Origin of the sequence: Janthinobacterium sp. TND4EL3 (assembly GCF_900156175.1) — a bacterium.
In the GTDB taxonomy this organism is placed as follows: Bacteria; Pseudomonadota; Gammaproteobacteria; order Burkholderiales; family Burkholderiaceae_D; genus Janthinobacterium.
In genome coordinates, this window is the sequence record NZ_FTMV01000041.1 from 1 (window position 1) to 16160 (window position 16160).

The window sequence follows — 16160 nt, forward strand, 5'->3', positions numbered from 1 at the left end:
GCCAACAAATTCGTTTGCTCGGCGATCCCTCGTATAACGTCAAGAACTTTTGATATCTCGTTACTTTGACCTTCAAGCTCATGAATAACCTGAGCGGCTTGCCTAATTTCACCTTCAAGGGCAGTGATTGACTGGCTGGTTGCAGGATCTGAGTGCAACACGGTTATTGAATTGAAGCGGGAGCATCATGCCGCATCACCACGGCTTCTTGCATCACTTCGCCCATCACCTCGATCGGGCATTTGAAGTCGAAGCGTTTGCGCGGTCGCATATTCAGTTGCAAAGCGATGGCGTCCAGGGCTTCCTGACTATGCACCGACAAGTCCGTGCCCTTGGGCAGGTACTGGCGGATCAGTCCATTGATGTTCTCATTGCTGCCGCGTTGCCAGGGGCTGTGCGGGTCGCAGAAGTAGATCGCCACCCCGGTCCGCTGGGTGATCTCGGCGTGCCGCGCCATCTCCCGGCCCTGGTCGTAGGTCATGCTCTTGCGCACCGCCAGCGGCATGCCATTGAGCGCCGCACTGAAGCCCTCCAGCGCCGAGGTCGCCGTCGCGTCGGCCATCTTGATCAGCATCAGGTAGCCGCTGGTACGCTCCACCAAGGTGCCCACCGCCGAGGCATTGGCCTTGCCCTTGATCAGGTCGCCCTCCCAATGGCCTGGCATCAGCCGGTCTTCGACCTCCGGCGGGCGCACGTGGATGCTGAGCATTTCAGGGATCTGGCCGCGCCGATCGACGCCGCCAGAGCGCGGCCTGCGACTCGTCTTGCCCTGGCGCAGGCAGATGATCAGCTCCTTGCGCAGGCCACCGACCGGCAGGGCGTAGATCGCGTTATAGATCGTCTCGCGGCAGACGTAGGCCTCTCTGAGGCTGGGTATGTTCATGCTGCGCAGCTTGCCGGCAATCTGCTCGGGAGACAAACCCTCACGCAGCATATGGACGACCAGCTCGAAGCGCTCACTGCCCGGCAGCAGCTTGCACTGAGGCCTGCAGACCTGGCGGCGGACCTGCATCTGCTGCTGGGCAGCACAGGCCTGGTAGCGGGTGCCAGGGGCCCGGTTGCGGCGCAGCTCCCGGCTGATGGTCGAGGGGGAGCGGCCGAGCATCCGGGCAATTCGCCGCTGGCTGAAACCTTGGGCAAGGCCGAGTTGAAGGGTCGCACGTTCGGGGATACTGAGTTCGTGATAGGACATAGTGGCAGCACCGTACCGGAAAGGTCAGGTGTTGCACTCAGTTTTTGCGGCCGCCGGGTCTTAGTCTGCGAATCTTCATGGGAGACGGGACTAATCAGAGCCCTCGCTCTTGGATAACATTAGACGCTCGCGCGCAAAATTCCACCCATTCCGATAAGGCGGCGTATAGAGCCTTAGCGGCATCTGAGGTTGGCGCGTACTTATCTCTGTCGCAAGCCCATCTGGTGAACCGCTTCAGGGTATGCAGGCATCGTAGTCAGTGTCTGAGGGTCGGTTGAGGTCAATTTTGACTTCAAGAATCTAGACGTGGAGGGGAGGCCTCATGCCCGGCAAGACTTTAATTTCCATTGGCATGAGGCGCATGTTATTCGTGAACAGGCAAGATCCAAGTTTAAGCTTGTTTACTGATATTTTGCGGAGCCGATGAACTTAGAGAAATGCTCGCACCATATTTGGACCGTTGTAAACTCGTTGACGTTGACGCTTGCAGGAATGGTTTTCTTGAAATTCCCGAAGTTTTTCAATTCGCCAATCAGAATTGCTTCTTTCTTTATGTCCAAAAACGATTCTTTGTCGGTGGCTTGTTTCTTTGTCAGGTAAATTTTGTAGTCTGGACCAGGTGCTACATCACCTTTAAATACAATTTCGTTATCCGTAACAAAAAGTTGTCCATTCGCCCAGTGAAGGGCGTCGCTGCCTTTCTGATCTTTCTTGAACTCTCCGCTATACTTTGCCACCTTTTGCACTTCTTCAATTTCGGCGATGGTGGCGTTTTCTTGTGCTGTCAAAATCGGAAGTATATAGATCCCTAGCCCAACTCCCGCGCCAAACAGAGCCAGGTGGGACGCGAGCAGAATTATTTTTAATTGCTTTTTCATGGGTTGCCTCATGCAGTGAGTTATTTGGTGTGTCCATCACAATAGCTGGTTGCAGGATCTGAGTGCAACACGGTTATTGAATTGAAGCGGGAGCATCATGAGGGCGCTGGCGAGCAGAGCGCCGGTGAGTGCGATTTTCATCGTGTTCTCCTTATATGCCTATGGAGATCAGACGGCGACCACGGGGAAATCCACCGTGGTGTCGGCGATGTGGTTGGTGTAGTTGGTGAGCGTGTTCAGCGCGACGTTGGCGATCACTTCCAGTATCAGGCCGTCGTCGAGCCCCGCGCGGCGGTAGTTGGCCATGGCGTCGGCCGACACCACGCCGCGTTGCTCGACCAGCGCGCGGGCAAAGCCGGCGATTGCATCGTCAAGTGCGTTGGCCGCCTGGCCGGTGCGGGCCGCGGCGATGGCCTCTGCCGACAGTCCGGCACCTTTGCCGATCAGGGTGTGTGCGCTCAGGCAATACTGGCAGCGATTGGCTTGACCGGCAGCGAGCGCAACGATCTCGCGCTGGGAGGCATTCAGGCGGCCGGTGCCCAGCGTTTCGGACAAGCCGAGGTAGCCATTGAGCGCCGCCGGCGCGTGGGCCAGCGTGGCGAACAGGTTCGGCACCATGCCAAGCTTGGCTTTGACGGCCTTGAGTGTGGCAGCGGTAGCGGCGTCAGCGGTGTCGATGGTCAGGGGGGCGATTTGGGTCATGTCTATCTCCGTAGTGGGTGAGGTGCAAGAGCACGTGGGCATGATCGCCCTTTGTTTGGTACGATATGGCACGTAAAGTATCAAATACGTAACCTATCGTCTTATATGGAGAGTGGAATGGCGGATCGACTGGCCGGCTTGCTCCGGCACTACTCGCTTTCGGCGCGCGTTTTTCACAGCGGCGCCTTCTGTGGGCAGCATCATTACGCGGCGCCGCATGGCTATATCCATCTGGTGCGGCGCGGCCCGATTACGGCGCGTTCGCCCGTGCATGAAGATCTGCTGGTTACCGAGCCGAGCCTGCTGTTTTATCCGCGCGTGGCGTCGCATCGTTTTGTCGCCGCCCCCGGCGATACCGCTGAGCGGTTGTGTGCGGAGGTCGACCTGGGCGCTTCGACGGGCAATCCGTTGGCCATGGCCTTGCCGTCGATGCTGCTGATTCCGTTGGCGGACTTGCCCGGCCTCGGGCCGACGCTAGAGTTGCTGTTTGCCGAAGCCGAGCGCGACCAGTGCGGTCGGCAGGCCGCCATCGACCGCTTGTGCGAGTTGCTACTGATCCAGTTGCTGCGTTATCTGATGGATGGGCGGCTTGGCGCCACCGGACTGCTGGCGGGCCTGGCCGACCCGAAACTCGCGCGCGCCATAACCGCCATGCACGATGCGCCGCAGACCGCGTGGTCGCTCGAGGCGCTGGCGGCGAAGGCGGGCATGTCACGCGCGCGCTTCGCCGCCGCGTTCAAGGACGCGGTGGGCGTCACGCCGGGCGACTATCTGGCCGACTGGCGGATGAACGTCAGTTGCACCCTGCTCAAGCAGGGGCGGCCGGTGGCGGTGGTGGCCGACCGCGTCGGCTACGGCAGCCCGAACGCTCTGGCGCGCGCCTTCCGCGTGCGCATGGGCTGCGCCCCGCGCGACTGGCTGGCGCAGCAGCGCGGTGACGCGGCGCTCAGCGGTTCGTGAGTTTGAGTTCGATTCGCCGGTTCTTGGCGTAGGCGGCGCCGGTGTTGCGCTCGTCGAGCGGGTGAAATTCGCATCACGCCGGAACAACTGGCGGAACTCCAGGTGGCGATCCGTCAACGGCTGGTCAGTCTGTTCGTGCGGCGCGGCCGGCTGGACAAGGCTGAGTCAGTGGCGCAGGTAGCTGGATGACGCTGTCCCGCCCTGAGCCGACGCTCACAGGCGGGGATTTCCAGTGTCGTCATTGTCGGCTATTGGCCGGCAGCAGCCCGTCGTTGCCTGATGGATCCAACCCCTCCGCTGCTATAGTGCAGTCGGCTTCTGACGTTCAGTGCAGCCGTCTTCTGAAAACGACAATGTGGCGGCCTTTTCAAGCACACCGACAATCCACAATCCCTATCCAATATTCAAAGTCCAGCTATACTGAGTTTTCGTGATTAATTGGACAAGTCGCCATGCTGATCGGCTACGCCCGCGTCTCGACCGACGACCAAAATCTGGACTTGCAGCGCGATGCGTTGCAGGCGGCCGGCTGCGAGCGGGTTTTCGAGGACATGGTGAGCGGTGCCAGGGCGGAGCGCACCGGGCTGGCCACCCTCATGAGCATGCTGCGCGCCGGCGACACGGTGGTCATCTGGCGGCTGGACCGGCTGGGGCGGTCGCTCAAGAACCTCATCGAGCTGGTCGAACGGCTAGAGGCCGCCAAGGTCGGGCTGCGCAGCCTTCAAGAGAACATCGACACCACATCGAGCGGCGGCAAGCTGGTCTTCCACCTGTTCGGCGCACTGGCCGAGTTCGAGCGCAATCTGATCCGCGAGCGCACGCAGGCCGGGCTGCTCGCGGCGCGTGCACGCGGCCGCATGGGCGGACGGCCCAAGCGCCTCGATCCGGCCAAGCTCGCGCTGGCCCTGAAATTGCACCGGGAGCGAAACCATACTGTTGAGGAAATCTGCAAGATGATGGGGATTTCCAAATCCACGCTCTACAACTACCTCGACAAGGCTGACGGTGATGGCGGCCGGGTGGCGTAAGCAGATATCGGTCGAGTCGCTGCTGCAATTGCGGCAGCGACTCGACCGTCTGCCGCACAAAAGTTCGGAGCGCGCCGCCCAGGTGCGGGCCATGTCCGAGCTGTACGGCATCTCCACTTCAACGGTATATCGCGCCCTGACGGAATTTTTGAAACCTCGCGTGATCCACCGCACCGATCACGGCAAGCCTCGCGTGCTGCCGAAATCGGAACTGGAGCGCTACTGCGAGCTGGTCGCCGCCCTCAAGCTGCGCACCACCAACAAGCAGGGCCGCCACCTGTCCACGAAGCGCGCCATCGAGCTGCTGGAAGAGTATGGCGTCGAGACGGCGCAAGGCCTGGTGCGCGCGCCGCAAGGCGTGCTGACGCGCAGCACGGTCAACCAGTACCTCACGCTTTGGCACCTCGACCAGCCGCGTCTGCGCCGCCAGCCGCCAGCGGTACGCTTCCAGGCCGAACACAGCAACGACTGCTGGCAGTTCGATATGTCGCCATCCGACCTCAAGCGGATCGACCGGCCGGAATGGGTGGAGCCAGGTAAGGGCGAACCGACCATGATGCTGTACAGCGTCGTGGACGACCGCAGCGGCGTGCCTTATGTGGAGTACCGCTGCGTTTATGGGGAGGATGCCGAATCGGCGCTGCGCTTCCTGTTCAACGCGATGGCGGCGAAGGCCGACCCTGAATATCCGTTCCAAGGCCGGCCGCTGATGATCTACCTCGACAACGGCCCGGTCGCCAAGAGCCGGGTTTTCCAAAACGTGATGCAGGCGCTGGGCATCGAGTGGATGACGCACATCCCGGCCGGCAAGGACGGCGAGCGGGTTACGGCGCGCTCCAAGGGAAAAGTTGAACGACCGTTCCGCACGGTGAAGGAAGCCCACGAGACGCTGTACCACTTCCACAAACCGGAGACCGAGCAGCAGGCCAACGAATGGCTGATGCGCTACCTGATGCGCTACATTCGCCAGGATCACCGATCCGAGCCGCATTCGCGCATCGAGGACTGGCTTGCCAACTTCCCCAGCGGCGGCATCCGGGAAATGTGCGCATGGGAGCAGTACTGCCGCTTCGCCCGCGAGCCGGAACGGCGCCGGGTGGGAGTGGACGCGCGCGTGTCGGTCGAGGGCACCAGCTACGAAGTCGAGCCGGACATGGCCGGCGAATACGTGCTTCTGCTTTGGGGGCTGTTCGACAACGAACTGTACGTCGAGTACGAAGGCGTGCGCACCGGCCCATACTATCCGGTCGCCGGGCCGATCCCATTAAACCGCTACCGTGCATTCAAGCGTGGCGCGGCCGACGCGCGCGCCGACCGCATCCGCACTCTGGCCGACCAGCTCAAACTGCCCATCGAGGCGCTGGCCGGCAAGGAGCTGCACTTGGCCCCACTAAATCTACCAGGCGAATTGCCAATCCAGCCCTTCAACGCCGAGGCGCACGAATTCCATTTTGCGAACGTCATCGCCGCCAAGCTCGCGATTGCGGACGAGCTGGCCAGGCCGCTGGCCAAGCTGTCGCAAGAGGATCGCGCCGTCATCGACCAGGTGCTGAGCGAGACGCTGACACGCAGCGTCGTGCTCGCTCGCATACGAGATTATTTCCGAAACAAGAAGACTGGAGAGGACCATGCGAGTTGAAGTGATGCAGTACTACGGGCTGACACAGCCGCTCAGCCAGGCCGGCTACTACGAAACCGACCACCACAAGCAGCTGATCAAGGACATCAAGGGCGCGGTCCTTGAGGGGCGGCTGATCGCCCTGTGCGGCGTTGTCGGCAGCGGCAAGACGGTCACGCTGCGCCGCCTTCAGCAGATTTTGAAGGACGAGAACCGCGTGGCTGTCGCCAAGTCGCTATCCGTGGAAAAGCACAGCATCAAGCTGGCCACCTTGATCTCCACGCTCTACTACGACCTGACGCAGGACAAGCAGGTACAAATTCCCAAGCAGAGCGAGAAGCGCGAACGCGAATTGCAGGAAATCGTCAAAAAAGGGAAGCGGCCGGTGGCGCTGTTCGTCGACGAGGCGCACGACCTGAACGGACACACTCTCATCGGCCTCAAGCGCCTGATGGAAGTGGTCGAGGACGCGGGAGGCCGGCTGTCAGTGATCCTGGCCGGCCATCCTAAACTGCGCAACGACCTGCGCCGGCCGACCATGGAGGAAATCGGCTACCGCACCGACATCTTCACGCTCGATGGCGTCGCCGGCAGCCAGCGCGAGTACATCCTGTGGCTGCTTGGCGCGAGCGCGGCCCCGAACACCGATCCCGAGTCGATACTCGACGGCGAAGCAATTGATATCCTGTCCACCAAACTGCGCACGCCGCTACAAGTCCAACTGCACCTGACCCTGGCGCTGGAGGCGGGCTACCAGACCGGCGAGAAGCCCGTCACGGCCGCGCTGGTGGAAACCGTGCTGTCGCGCCAGCTGGACGATCTGGAGCCGACCCTGACCCGCCACGGGTACAGGCTGAAGGATATGGTCGAGCAGTTCGACGCCAAGCCGGCGGAAATCCGCGCGCTGTTCAACAACAAACTCGAACCGGCGCGCACCGCAGAGCTGCGCGACCGGATACTTGCCGCAGGCCTGCCGATCTGATATTGCCCATGAAATTTAAACAATTTACCGTCGCCTCCTGCTTTTCGTCCTTTATGCTGCCGCACGTCCTGTTCTTGAACGAACTGGAGGCGCGGAAGAAGGCGGTCATGAGCTGCTGCCTGGCGTGGAACATCAGCCTGTTTCCTGACGCCGAGCAAGAGGACCACGTCGACAGAATCTGGAAAATGGTCGAGGCCGACAACCAGGAGGCACCACCTCCCGGCTTGGAGCATGGATTCAAGCAGGACCTGCGCATGCTGATCGAGCAGAAACAGGAGCTGTTTCCGTGGACGCACACGAACATCCCAAAGGCAGACTTGATCGGAGCGGGCTTCCACGATGTATTGAGGATCGACACCGGCACCGCCATGACCGAGGAAGTCGAAATCCTTGCTTGGCCGAATCCGACCGGCCTGCCGCTCATTATCGAACATCTGCGGGGCATCCAGAGCGACACGGCCGCCCAGGTCGGACTGCTGGCGCAGGCCAGGCGCGTCCCTGGATCATTCACCGACATCGAGGCAACTCAGATGACGACAGCGTATTGCGTACAGCGGGCCGATCTGGTCGGCTACCGGCACATCCTGACGGTGTGGCGCGACACCCAGCCAGCGGCGAGCGTCAAGCGCGTCATCGACCACTGGCTGGGCGTGCTGGCCGAAATCGAGGCCGATACCAAGGCGGTGTTGAACATCCTGGTCAGTTGCAAATAATTCTGGTTCGCGCCGATGGAATGCAAGTCCGCGCGGATAAATGCAGGTTCATTCGCAGCTAATGCTGGTTTGAGGGGGCCTTCATTCGCAGTTATTCCTGGCCGAGAATCGGCTGGATTGCTGGTCCGGCCCGTTTCGATTGCAGGTCGTTACACCTAGTGTTCCGCACCCGATAATCAAACAAGGAAGTATCGTATGTCGCAAATTGTCATCAGTGAACCAGACATTGTAGCTGCTGTAGCACACCTGCGAGTGCTGCCGTATTCGGCCACGGCATCGATGCCGGTCGAGTGGTCGCGCAAACGATTCTTGGACACGCTTGCGGCCACTTTGAAGGCGAACCCCAAGGCCAATGGCACTTTGCAGGTTGCGCCTGGCGTATGGGCGCTGGTGCAGCCCTTTGGCGTCGATCTGGCCGGTACTGAATTCGACCGGGACGAGCGGCGCCAAGTTTGGGTTCTCCTGCGTTCGGTCGGTACTGATCCCGGCCGCATCGAAACTCTGGCAATTTGATCGAGGAATTTCCATGAACGACGAACGACGTGGGAAGATACAAAAAAAGACGAAGAAAAATGGTACGAAAACTCAGTTGTACAAATTGTTGCCGGTTTAATAATCGGGTACGGAATAATTCGACTAATTAGATTCTTGGTCGAGTCTGCATCCTAAACTAGGATGGAAAACGCGCCCTGGGTGTAAACAAGGAGCTAATATGTATGAAAGTGAAAAATATATCGAACATTCAGCAATCCAATGCGGCGGCGTCGATATCGCTGATACAAGCAAGGGGAACACTCCGACCCGTGATCGCATTTGGGTTGGTGTTGGCATTGAGGGAAAATGGCTGACTTCACGTGAGGTCCGTGAAGTGGCTGCTGCTCTGATAATGACTGCAGATGCGCATGATGCACGTATGACCGATAAAGCAACGATGCCAGACTATCTGGCCGCGATGGATCACGAGAACTCGTAATTTTGTACCGGAGAGAAAGTTGATTTGGAGAGCAGAATGAAACCAGACCAAAAGCAGGATTGTAAAGTATTGACGTCCGAACGCGCTATTGCAACCGCTACTCCGGCTGAGAGGACCGCACACGCAAAGTGTATCGCTGAAGGATATATCGAGTCAGCCGCGACAAGATCGGATTTTGGCGGTGCGGATGGATTCAGCTATGCATACGCGCTTGGCCTGACCGGAGGCTGGTATCACGGTGCCCTTATTTCGGAAGTCGAGATGGATGAATACCGGGCACGATTGGCAGCTGCCATCGTTGATCGTGAAGAGAGAGATGATCTGACGGACGTAGATGAGGAAGGCGCTGAATTGGAGCATTCCTGGTCCATCACGGCGCGTCTAGCCGCGGTCGATGTCGCAGATAGGGCTGCGTTGCCGCCGCAACTGGTTGCACTGATTCAAGAGGCTAAAGAACTCCATCCATCTATGGCGATGCTAGCAATCGCCACATCTACTCATTAGTGGGAAATAATGCGATACGGAGACTTGATGCACCCGCTGGATATGACGCAGCTTCAGCTCTCGGATGATATGCGGGCCGACCTAGAAGTGATGCGATACGCTGAGGCATATGACAGGACGCTACGAGCGGAAATTGTAAGCGACCCTGCTACTTGGACGCGTGCGGAAATAGAGGCATACGCCGGCGACGACTGGATGGGATTTTCTCGCCTACGGGGTTATACCGAAGCTGAAATTCATGATTTTCAACAGCGCCTCGACTTGTACCACTGCTTGTTAGTGAAGTATAGCGCCGATGATGTCGGATGGATTGGCTACACGCTGCAAGAAATAACGGGCATTCTTCACCTCACACCGCAGCAAATTCTTAGTCGTGATTTTCACGGCTAACATGAAGGAAATTCGTGCTTATCACGCTCGCCGCACACAATCGTCCAGGTACTCGCGGTGAGGCATGGCGGGTTATCGACAAGCGCATGACGGTTGGTTTCTCCGCTCAGGCGGGGCCGTGGCTGTTGGTAGTGCCGGCGGGCTTGCCACCGGAGGCCTTTGCCGCACGCTGGGTGCATGGCATCATGGATCACGAATTTAAGGTACTACCTGGTCCACCAGGCTGAATGAACGAACAATGCTTTATGAAAAAAAGCACCAAATCCTATTCAGGAAATGGTGCTTTTTCGCTTAGATGAACGGCATTTCTGCCGAAGAACGATAATAGAAACTTACTTTATTGCATGAACTCGACATCCCTTGTCGGCTTTTCCGGGGATAGTCAAGGTGAGGTTGTGATAGATGACGGCTCTGCTATGAAGACGTGTCAATATCGAACATGTCCAATTGTGGGGCCGGTGGTAGTAGTTTCTGGTGCTCAGCATTCGAGATGGACTTCTGCACCAGGTAGTGCTTTAACTCAACTGGAGAAAGATCAAAACGAAGGGAAAGGTTTGCGAAGTATCGATTGCGAAGCGCAATCTCCTGGTACCTTTGGGTGTGGCCAGTTGGGAGGCTGACAATCCCCTGATTCAGCCAGAAGGTGGCAGATTCAGATGCCGACATATTATTGCAATCGATCGACATCGTAGGGTATACGCAGGTGATGAACTCACAGGCTTTTTCTGCATCAACACTGAGTTGGTCGGTCTCGTTGAACCAGGTGGTATTCTTGCCTTTGATTACGCGGTGTGAAAATTGCCTTTCAGGGTGAAGGTATGGGTTCCATAACTCGTCAACCACGCTGCGCATACCTTCGGACGGGGCTTCGTGGTCATATTTCCCCACCTTGAACCATCGTGTGGTTGGAATGGTCAGTTTCGGTGCCTTGTCGGGTTTTGGGATTGAATATCGTCGTCCTAAAATGTTCACCTCATACCAGATGGCCACGGCGGGAAATGCTTCGACGGCTTGATAGTGATTGCTCCAATGCCAATCAATCAGCGCCAGCTGTTGTAAGGAAATGAGTTCAAAAGTTGGGTTGGACATTAGGCGGTTTTCTTTCGTGTCAGCCACGCTGCCTATGAAAATGGCGGCTTCCAATTCTTCCGCCCTGTCCCTTTCGTTGGCATCCACTGACAAGAGGTAACGGAGCATGGATTGTCGAAAATCATATGAATACACGTCTGGCCGGATAGGAATGTAACCAGCTGCGCTGACCGTTCTGCCGACTATCTCGCGCGACTCCATGTCGAATTGAGTTAGCATTAGCAGGTTGCGGAAGTCGTTGAGAGGCCGCATAAAGGCATTTCGTTCAAGAGTCAGCATGCTCTCCATGCTTTTGTCCGCTGCGCCGGTCAAAGTGCAAAATGCGCACCCGGTGCGTGCCCCGCAAGGTTGCTTATTTCCCCCGTCACCCAGCACAACGCCACATACACCATCGTTCGCATCTTGGTAGATGGTGAACAGTCGATGCACACTTTCTGCTGAAATCGGCGACAGATATGGGCTACTTTCTGGCTCCAACAGCATTTCTAGCGTTTCCCAAACATCGGATAGTGTCCAGTTCGCGATGATGCTCAAGACCAACTCGCCGGAAGATCCACGGACTGGTTCATTTGCTGATTCACCGCGACTTTCCATCCGTCCTTTCCGCACGGTCGACTCGTCCAGGCGCGACCCAATTATTGTGACCATTTCACGGCCAGTTTGCGCAATCGATCGCGCGTCCAGTTCGGAGGCCAACCGCTGGGCTGGGTGGTATTTCCAGTCAACGGCACATTGGCGAGCCTTACTGTTTTCTGGAAAGCGCGGAAGCGTGCCGCGTCCGATCGTTGTTACGATGAACGACGATGCCAGCGATGGGTGTGTCAGGTATATCTCTATCGGCAGTGCATGTTCGGAGAAATGCTCGCGCATTTCATCTTGAACGGTCAATAGATGCATTTCCATCAATGGGTTTTCGATGCCAGTGCTGCTGCTGCTGATGTAGTGCGTTGTTGTGATGCCTTCGGCAACAGCTCGACGCACAGCTTCGATCATGAGGACGACACACGAAGTTGAGTCCTTGCCAGAACTGAATCGTAGATGCAGGGAATGACGCTGGCGGATGAGCTCGAGCAGTGTCTCAATGCCCTGCTCCTGGATTGATTTCGAGTGGCCAATATGGCTGGCTTTAGCATCTTGCGGTGTCGTTGATTCGAGCAGTGCCAAGAGTTCGTTGGTCGTGTCGTTACTGGTTGGTCGTGAATGTTGAATGTACATTTTTGAACTCGAGGTTGATCCAACAGGCACCCCATACGGGTGGAGTGCCCGAGGGGTGATTGTTTAGATGGCGTGAGACCATGTATGGATGCCGAAAGCCGGCGTTTAAATTCAGCGAGACTACTCACCTTTGCATGGCAAAGATCAGTGTCGAAGTACTGAACGCGAAATAACCAGCCGAGGTGGGCTTGGTGGTCCAGTCTGCGGGTAGTGCTATGAGGCGGCATCCTGCGGTTGGCATGGCACCAGAAGATGGGATGCGCTCACTCTATGGCAGCATGGCTGTCATAGAGTGGCGCATGGTGTTTCGATTTAAGAAGAGACCACCTTGGTAGTCATTGTTTCCTGATTCACTTGCGGTGGATGGTTTTTGTTTGACTTGATCACGATGTCATCGTCTGCTTGCGCATCGCGCTTCCAGGAAGCCAACGTAACAGGCGGACGTCGACGCATAGCTGCACGATCAGCATCGGTGAGGGTACTGCTTGTAGGTGAGCGGGACATGGTTTTAGGTGCTTTCCGATATAAATGGCGGAGAGCACCACCGAACGGGGGTGTTTCCCCGCTAGGTTGAATGCCGCTATGCGGCTTGGTGTGGTTCGTTGATTAGTCGTGGATGACGCAAGGATCACCGCTCGCATTTGAGCAATGGCGGCACTCTTGCATTTCTTTCATCATTTCTTGGTCTTTTCGGCCCTCGCTCCATGCTGCAAGCAAGGCCGGCGCCGAATTGAATTTTGCTGGGACAGTTGGATAACGATCATTGCAAGACTGGGTTCCCAGCGTGTAAGCAGCAACCAGGCCTTCTATCGGCTGCGCCTCACCTAATTTATGGTGAACTGCGTGTAACTGCACTGGGGCGCTCGAGTGATTATGGATTTGATTGGCTTGCATGTAATTCTCCTAATTGTTTCGTTCGCAATACTTGCGAATGTGTAGATGGCGCGAGGCCGTAGATGGATGCCGTGATTCGGCGTAGATAACTGTGCGGTTACTCACCTGTGCAGGGCAAAGGTCAGTAAGACGGTCCAGTCGAACACACCAGCGCAGGGCTGGTGTGTCATATGGATAAGTGGAGGTTTAAACTTCGATTGCAGCGAGGATTCGGGTCAACTTGGTGGTCAATTCTGGTGTGCTAGAAGTGCTGCGATAGCAGTCATCTTCCAACACCAGGTACCCAGGTTTCGTCATCGTCCCCATAATGGATTGGAACTGGTTATGCGTAGCGCCTTGGGCCTGCATGGCAGCGTAGAGCACGCCGCCAGGAGCGCCCTGCTCGCCGGCTACAGCGACCGCCTCGATGATACCCAGGCTGACTGTTGCAAGAACCATGAGCTGGTCTTTTGTCATTCTGTAACCTCTTGCACATGTATCATCCAAACCGCAGCGGACGGCATACCCTGAATCACGTCCAGGATCTTCGATTCGCTCGGGTGGTGGACCTCGATGTAAGTGCCCTTCTGCAGAGCGCTCAGCATGTACATGCAATCAGCGAGAGTGCGTACTCCATGCTCCTCACCTATTCCAGTGAGCGTCTCGTGCGCGTCCAGCAGTTCTTGCATGAAGCTGGCAGACTTTGCTTTCCCATTGAAGATATTGGTGAGAGCCGCGGTTGCAGCGTCAGATTGTGATTCGGGATCGTCGGGTTCAAATTCGGCCTCGTTGAGCACGCCGTGGCCAATGAGAAAATTGATGATGTTGTCGGTGAAGTCTGTGCAGGAAAAAGCCATTGTATGCTCCAATATAGGCATGGGGCTCCCCTAGCGGGAGAGCCCCACTAGGGTTAAGTTTGTGTAGTAGCCGGGGCTAGCCCAAAGTTACTTGTGCTTGTGAATCACGGCGGTTCGTCCACCAGTCCAGTGCATCTTCTTTTGCGACCTGAACGGCTAGAGGTCGGGTTAAAGCGTGACCTTCGCCAAAGGTTTTTTTCGATCCATTTGGATATATTGCAATAACAGTCCATCCATCCCGTATCCCTCCCACATGGTGAGAAAGCAATACATACGTGGCGCCTCCAAAAAGAACTGATCCAGAGGTACTCAGCTTTCTTAAAAACTGGTCCTCGATCGACTGCGGCAATGCGATACCGTCGCGATTACTAAGAAACACAACTGCTTCGGCGTAACATGCCAGGGGCGCCAATGATGGTGTGGTCTGCACAGGTGTGCGTAGATTTGATGACATGAGTTGACCCAAGTATTTCTTAAAATGCCCAGTTAGCGAAAACCTCTGAGAATGCTTTCGATCTTTTGAGCGATGGCAGATTTGTGAAGTGACTCAAGCGTGTATCTTTATGAGATGCTCAAGCATGTGTTTTGCAAGAACGCCGATAAAATTCTGGATGCCGTCGATATCGAGTGGATTTACGCAGAATGTGGCATACCCGCGATCTCCATAACTCTGGTCAACATGCCACCAGCCAAGCTCATTAGGGTTGATTAGATGCCGTATGCAAATGAACTTTGCGAGGGTTGGCTGAATCGTACACAGGTCTTCTATCTTTCGACGAAGGGGTATGAATGCCGACAGGATTTCTATGCGATGCTGATCGGTGTGGACCGAAAAAATGACGTGGTCGCCAAGTCTGTGCTGCTCCACGAGATACATTCCGTGTTGACATTCCAGTATGCGCTGGAGCCCAGCACAAACCTCCTGGTCCAATCGGTTGGTCAATTCATTAAATTGCGTGAAAGTGATTTCGATATCCATGGTGACTCCATACTTTGCCAGGGACTGGCGATTAGAAAGGAGTTGGCCGAGCGGCTTTGCAGAAGCAGGGTTCTGCAAAGCGTCATTGAGAGATGTATCGATATTACATATCTTCTCATTCAGTGGATCCCTATTTAAGTTAGGGATCACGATAAATATGAAGCGAAAGATGAAAGAACATCCGCCGTGCCCTCGATGAGGGCAAGGCGGAATGTTGTAGTGATTTACCGGATGGGGTTAATGCATGCTCGCAGTTGGGCGAGCAATTCGCTAACGCCTAACTGTGTGGTGTCATCTTCGAAGCCGGAAATGAACTTTTCGGCAGCTTCAAGGATGGCAAACGGATGTGTTGAGATAATCATCTCTTCAATGCCATCAAGTGATTTCACGCCATTTAGCGTACCTATGTTTGGCTTGCCATCCATAATCGCTAGTGCCACTGCACTGACTCGTGCGAACTTCACCGGCGGTTTGAACAGGGACGCTGCTGCACGGACAGCATGATGCTGATCGTGTAGTAGCGCTTGCTTCGCGGCGTCGTCACATTTGTCGAAGTGTCTGTTTGCAATGGCGAATCGGCCACCCCAGTCTAAACCCATGATGTCGTTGACGGTGATCATGTTTTTCTTCAGGAGCTGTTCAACGTCTTGCTGACGTAGTTGGTGGAGCATCTCGACTTCCTGTTGATTTGGCTTGCGCCGTCCGAATGATGCCTGGAGGTCTTTAGCAGTCTTCATGAGGCAACACGGGGTTGGTATGTGGCGCCGGCCTGGTCAGCGAGGAAGTATTCGATCTTGGAACGGCCGTATACGAGCATCGGGTGCCAGCATGCAACGTGGAAGGTAAAAAGCAAGTTGGAGGCGGTGTGCGTGGAGCCGGCCGCTGCAACGTGACGCTTGATATATTGCGAAATGGAGTTTTTTTGGAGCATGTTTAATCCTTGAAACGAGGACGAACCTGCCCCACTGGGGAAGGTTCACCCAGTTGGTAGAGAGTTGAAGCGAAGCGTTAAAGCGCTCCTGTGTATTCTGTGTTGCTATCTCAGCCGCATTTTGCCGAACGTTTTGACGTTGGCACCAGGCGTGGCAAATCTCCTTCGCATTGCCCCTACGTGTTTAGATTCGTGGGATCATGTACCTATGCGTAGTTGGCCACTCTTCAAGGCCAGGCAGGTTTTGCGTACACTGTTCCAATCTGATCTTTCACT

The 16160-nt window shown here is 56.3% G+C and carries 18 protein-coding genes; 9 read left to right on the forward strand and 9 right to left on the reverse strand.

What is annotated here, in order from left to right:
- Positions 1-163: 163 nt before the first annotated feature.
- From BXA07_RS28780 to BXA07_RS28790, 3 genes are all read right to left on the reverse strand, one after another.
- Positions 164-1192 (reverse strand): IS30-like element ISShes10 family transposase, encoded by a 1029-nt coding sequence (locus BXA07_RS28780; RefSeq protein ID WP_011711660.1) that lies wholly within the window; start codon positions 1190-1192, stop codon positions 164-166.
- Positions 1193-1593: 401 nt separating this feature from the next.
- Positions 1594-2070, reverse strand: a complete 477-nt coding sequence (locus tag BXA07_RS28785) for a DM13 domain-containing protein (protein ID WP_011711661.1) — start codon at positions 2068-2070, stop codon at positions 1594-1596.
- Between the two features lie 168 nt (positions 2071-2238).
- Positions 2239-2772 carry a carboxymuconolactone decarboxylase family protein gene (locus tag BXA07_RS28790; protein WP_020309197.1) on the reverse strand — a complete coding sequence of 178 codons (534 nt, stop codon included), beginning with the start codon at positions 2770-2772 and terminating at the stop codon, positions 2239-2241.
- A 117-nt stretch (positions 2773-2889) separates the two neighbouring features.
- On the opposite strand from BXA07_RS28790, the gene BXA07_RS28795 reads away from it, so the two are divergent.
- The 9 genes from BXA07_RS28795 (at position 2890) to BXA07_RS28840 (ending at position 9940) form a co-directional block, all read left to right on the forward strand.
- Positions 2890-3732, forward strand: coding sequence for a helix-turn-helix transcriptional regulator (locus BXA07_RS28795; protein ID WP_003464996.1), 843 nt, complete (start codon positions 2890-2892; stop codon positions 3730-3732).
- Between the two features lie 452 nt (positions 3733-4184).
- A complete protein-coding gene (locus BXA07_RS28805) occupies positions 4185-4760 on the forward strand; it encodes a recombinase family protein (RefSeq protein ID WP_076573120.1) in 576 nt (191 codons plus the stop codon).
- A 4-nt stretch (positions 4761-4764) separates the two neighbouring features.
- Positions 4765-6399 carry a DDE-type integrase/transposase/recombinase gene (locus tag BXA07_RS28810; RefSeq protein ID WP_198511371.1) on the forward strand — a complete coding sequence of 545 codons (1635 nt, stop codon included), beginning with the start codon at positions 4765-4767 and terminating at the stop codon, positions 6397-6399.
- Positions 6389-7360 carry an ExeA family protein gene (locus BXA07_RS28815; RefSeq protein WP_076573122.1) on the forward strand — a complete coding sequence of 324 codons (972 nt, stop codon included), beginning with the start codon at positions 6389-6391 and terminating at the stop codon, positions 7358-7360. The genes BXA07_RS28810 and BXA07_RS28815 overlap by 11 nt, the downstream gene beginning before the upstream one ends.
- Positions 7361-7368: 8 nt before the next feature.
- Positions 7369-8073, forward strand: coding sequence for a hypothetical protein (locus tag BXA07_RS28820; RefSeq protein ID WP_076573123.1), 705 nt, complete (start codon positions 7369-7371; stop codon positions 8071-8073).
- A 195-nt stretch (positions 8074-8268) separates the two neighbouring features.
- On the forward strand, positions 8269-8586 hold the full coding sequence (locus BXA07_RS28825; protein ID WP_076573124.1) for a hypothetical protein: 318 nt from the start codon (positions 8269-8271) through the stop codon (positions 8584-8586).
- 199 nt (positions 8587-8785) lie between these two features.
- Positions 8786-9046 carry a hypothetical protein gene (locus BXA07_RS28830; RefSeq protein ID WP_076573125.1) on the forward strand — a complete coding sequence of 87 codons (261 nt, stop codon included), beginning with the start codon at positions 8786-8788 and terminating at the stop codon, positions 9044-9046.
- Positions 9047-9082: 36 nt separating this feature from the next.
- Positions 9083-9550, forward strand: a complete 468-nt coding sequence (locus BXA07_RS28835) for a hypothetical protein (protein ID WP_076573126.1) — start codon at positions 9083-9085, stop codon at positions 9548-9550.
- Positions 9551-9577: 27 nt separating this feature from the next.
- Complete coding sequence (locus BXA07_RS28840; protein ID WP_076573127.1) at positions 9578-9940, forward strand: hypothetical protein; 363 nt, start codon at positions 9578-9580, stop codon at positions 9938-9940.
- 414 nt (positions 9941-10354) lie between these two features.
- On the opposite strand, the gene BXA07_RS28845 is transcribed toward BXA07_RS28840, so the two are convergent.
- The 6 genes from BXA07_RS28845 to BXA07_RS28865 all read right to left on the reverse strand — a co-directional run bounded on the left by BXA07_RS28845 (position 10355) and on the right by BXA07_RS28865 (position 15690).
- Positions 10355-12244, reverse strand: a complete 1890-nt coding sequence (locus BXA07_RS28845) for an adenine nucleotide alpha hydrolase family protein (protein WP_232731427.1) — start codon at positions 12242-12244, stop codon at positions 10355-10357.
- A 606-nt stretch (positions 12245-12850) separates the two neighbouring features.
- Positions 12851-13138 (reverse strand): hypothetical protein, encoded by a 288-nt coding sequence (locus BXA07_RS30625; protein WP_139335842.1) that lies wholly within the window; start codon positions 13136-13138, stop codon positions 12851-12853.
- A gap of 186 nt (positions 13139-13324) precedes the next feature.
- Positions 13325-13594, reverse strand: a complete 270-nt coding sequence (locus tag BXA07_RS28850; protein WP_076573128.1) for a hypothetical protein — start codon at positions 13592-13594, stop codon at positions 13325-13327.
- Complete coding sequence (locus BXA07_RS28855) at positions 13591-13974, reverse strand: hypothetical protein (protein WP_076573129.1); 384 nt, start codon at positions 13972-13974, stop codon at positions 13591-13593. The genes BXA07_RS28850 and BXA07_RS28855 overlap by 4 nt, the downstream gene beginning before the upstream one ends.
- A 547-nt stretch (positions 13975-14521) precedes the next feature.
- The gene (locus tag BXA07_RS30630; RefSeq protein ID WP_139335843.1) at positions 14522-14953 is read right to left on the reverse strand and encodes a hypothetical protein; all 432 of its coding nucleotides are present in this window, start codon (positions 14951-14953) and stop codon (positions 14522-14524) included.
- A 224-nt stretch (positions 14954-15177) separates the two neighbouring features.
- Positions 15178-15690 (reverse strand): hypothetical protein, encoded by a 513-nt coding sequence (locus BXA07_RS28865; protein WP_139335844.1) that lies wholly within the window; start codon positions 15688-15690, stop codon positions 15178-15180.
- Positions 15691-16160: the final 470 nt, after the last annotated feature.

Excerpts from the sequence above, each read along its gene's own strand:
- BXA07_RS28820 (WP_076573123.1), top strand. The coding sequence starts at position 7,369 with ATGAAATTTAAACAATTTACCGTCGCCTCCTGCTTTTCGTCCTTTATG.
- BXA07_RS28865 (WP_139335844.1), bottom strand. The coding sequence starts at position 15,690 with ATGAAGACTGCTAAAGACCTCCAGGCATCATTCGGACGGCGCAAGCCA.
- BXA07_RS28790 (WP_020309197.1), bottom strand. The coding sequence starts at position 2,772 with ATGACCCAAATCGCCCCCCTGACCATCGACACCGCTGACGCCGCTACC.
- BXA07_RS28785 (WP_011711661.1), bottom strand. The coding sequence starts at position 2,070 with ATGAAAAAGCAATTAAAAATAATTCTGCTCGCGTCCCACCTGGCTCTG.
- BXA07_RS28850 (WP_076573128.1), bottom strand. The coding sequence starts at position 13,594 with ATGACAAAAGACCAGCTCATGGTTCTTGCAACAGTCAGCCTGGGTATC.
- BXA07_RS28780 (WP_011711660.1), bottom strand. The coding sequence starts at position 1,192 with ATGTCCTATCACGAACTCAGTATCCCCGAACGTGCGACCCTTCAACTC.
- BXA07_RS28830 (WP_076573125.1), top strand. The coding sequence starts at position 8,786 with ATGTATGAAAGTGAAAAATATATCGAACATTCAGCAATCCAATGCGGC.
- BXA07_RS28805 (WP_076573120.1), top strand. The coding sequence starts at position 4,185 with ATGCTGATCGGCTACGCCCGCGTCTCGACCGACGACCAAAATCTGGAC.
- BXA07_RS28815 (WP_076573122.1), top strand. The coding sequence starts at position 6,389 with ATGCGAGTTGAAGTGATGCAGTACTACGGGCTGACACAGCCGCTCAGC.
- BXA07_RS28825 (WP_076573124.1), top strand. The coding sequence starts at position 8,269 with ATGTCGCAAATTGTCATCAGTGAACCAGACATTGTAGCTGCTGTAGCA.
- BXA07_RS30625 (WP_139335842.1), bottom strand. The coding sequence starts at position 13,138 with ATGCAAGCCAATCAAATCCATAATCACTCGAGCGCCCCAGTGCAGTTA.
- BXA07_RS28840 (WP_076573127.1), top strand. The coding sequence starts at position 9,578 with ATGCACCCGCTGGATATGACGCAGCTTCAGCTCTCGGATGATATGCGG.
- BXA07_RS28795 (WP_003464996.1), top strand. The coding sequence starts at position 2,890 with ATGGCGGATCGACTGGCCGGCTTGCTCCGGCACTACTCGCTTTCGGCG.
- BXA07_RS28845 (WP_232731427.1), bottom strand. The coding sequence starts at position 12,244 with ATGTACATTCAACATTCACGACCAACCAGTAACGACACGACCAACGAA.
- BXA07_RS28835 (WP_076573126.1), top strand. The coding sequence starts at position 9,083 with ATGAAACCAGACCAAAAGCAGGATTGTAAAGTATTGACGTCCGAACGC.
- BXA07_RS30630 (WP_139335843.1), bottom strand. The coding sequence starts at position 14,953 with ATGGATATCGAAATCACTTTCACGCAATTTAATGAATTGACCAACCGA.
- BXA07_RS28855 (WP_076573129.1), bottom strand. The coding sequence starts at position 13,974 with ATGGCTTTTTCCTGCACAGACTTCACCGACAACATCATCAATTTTCTC.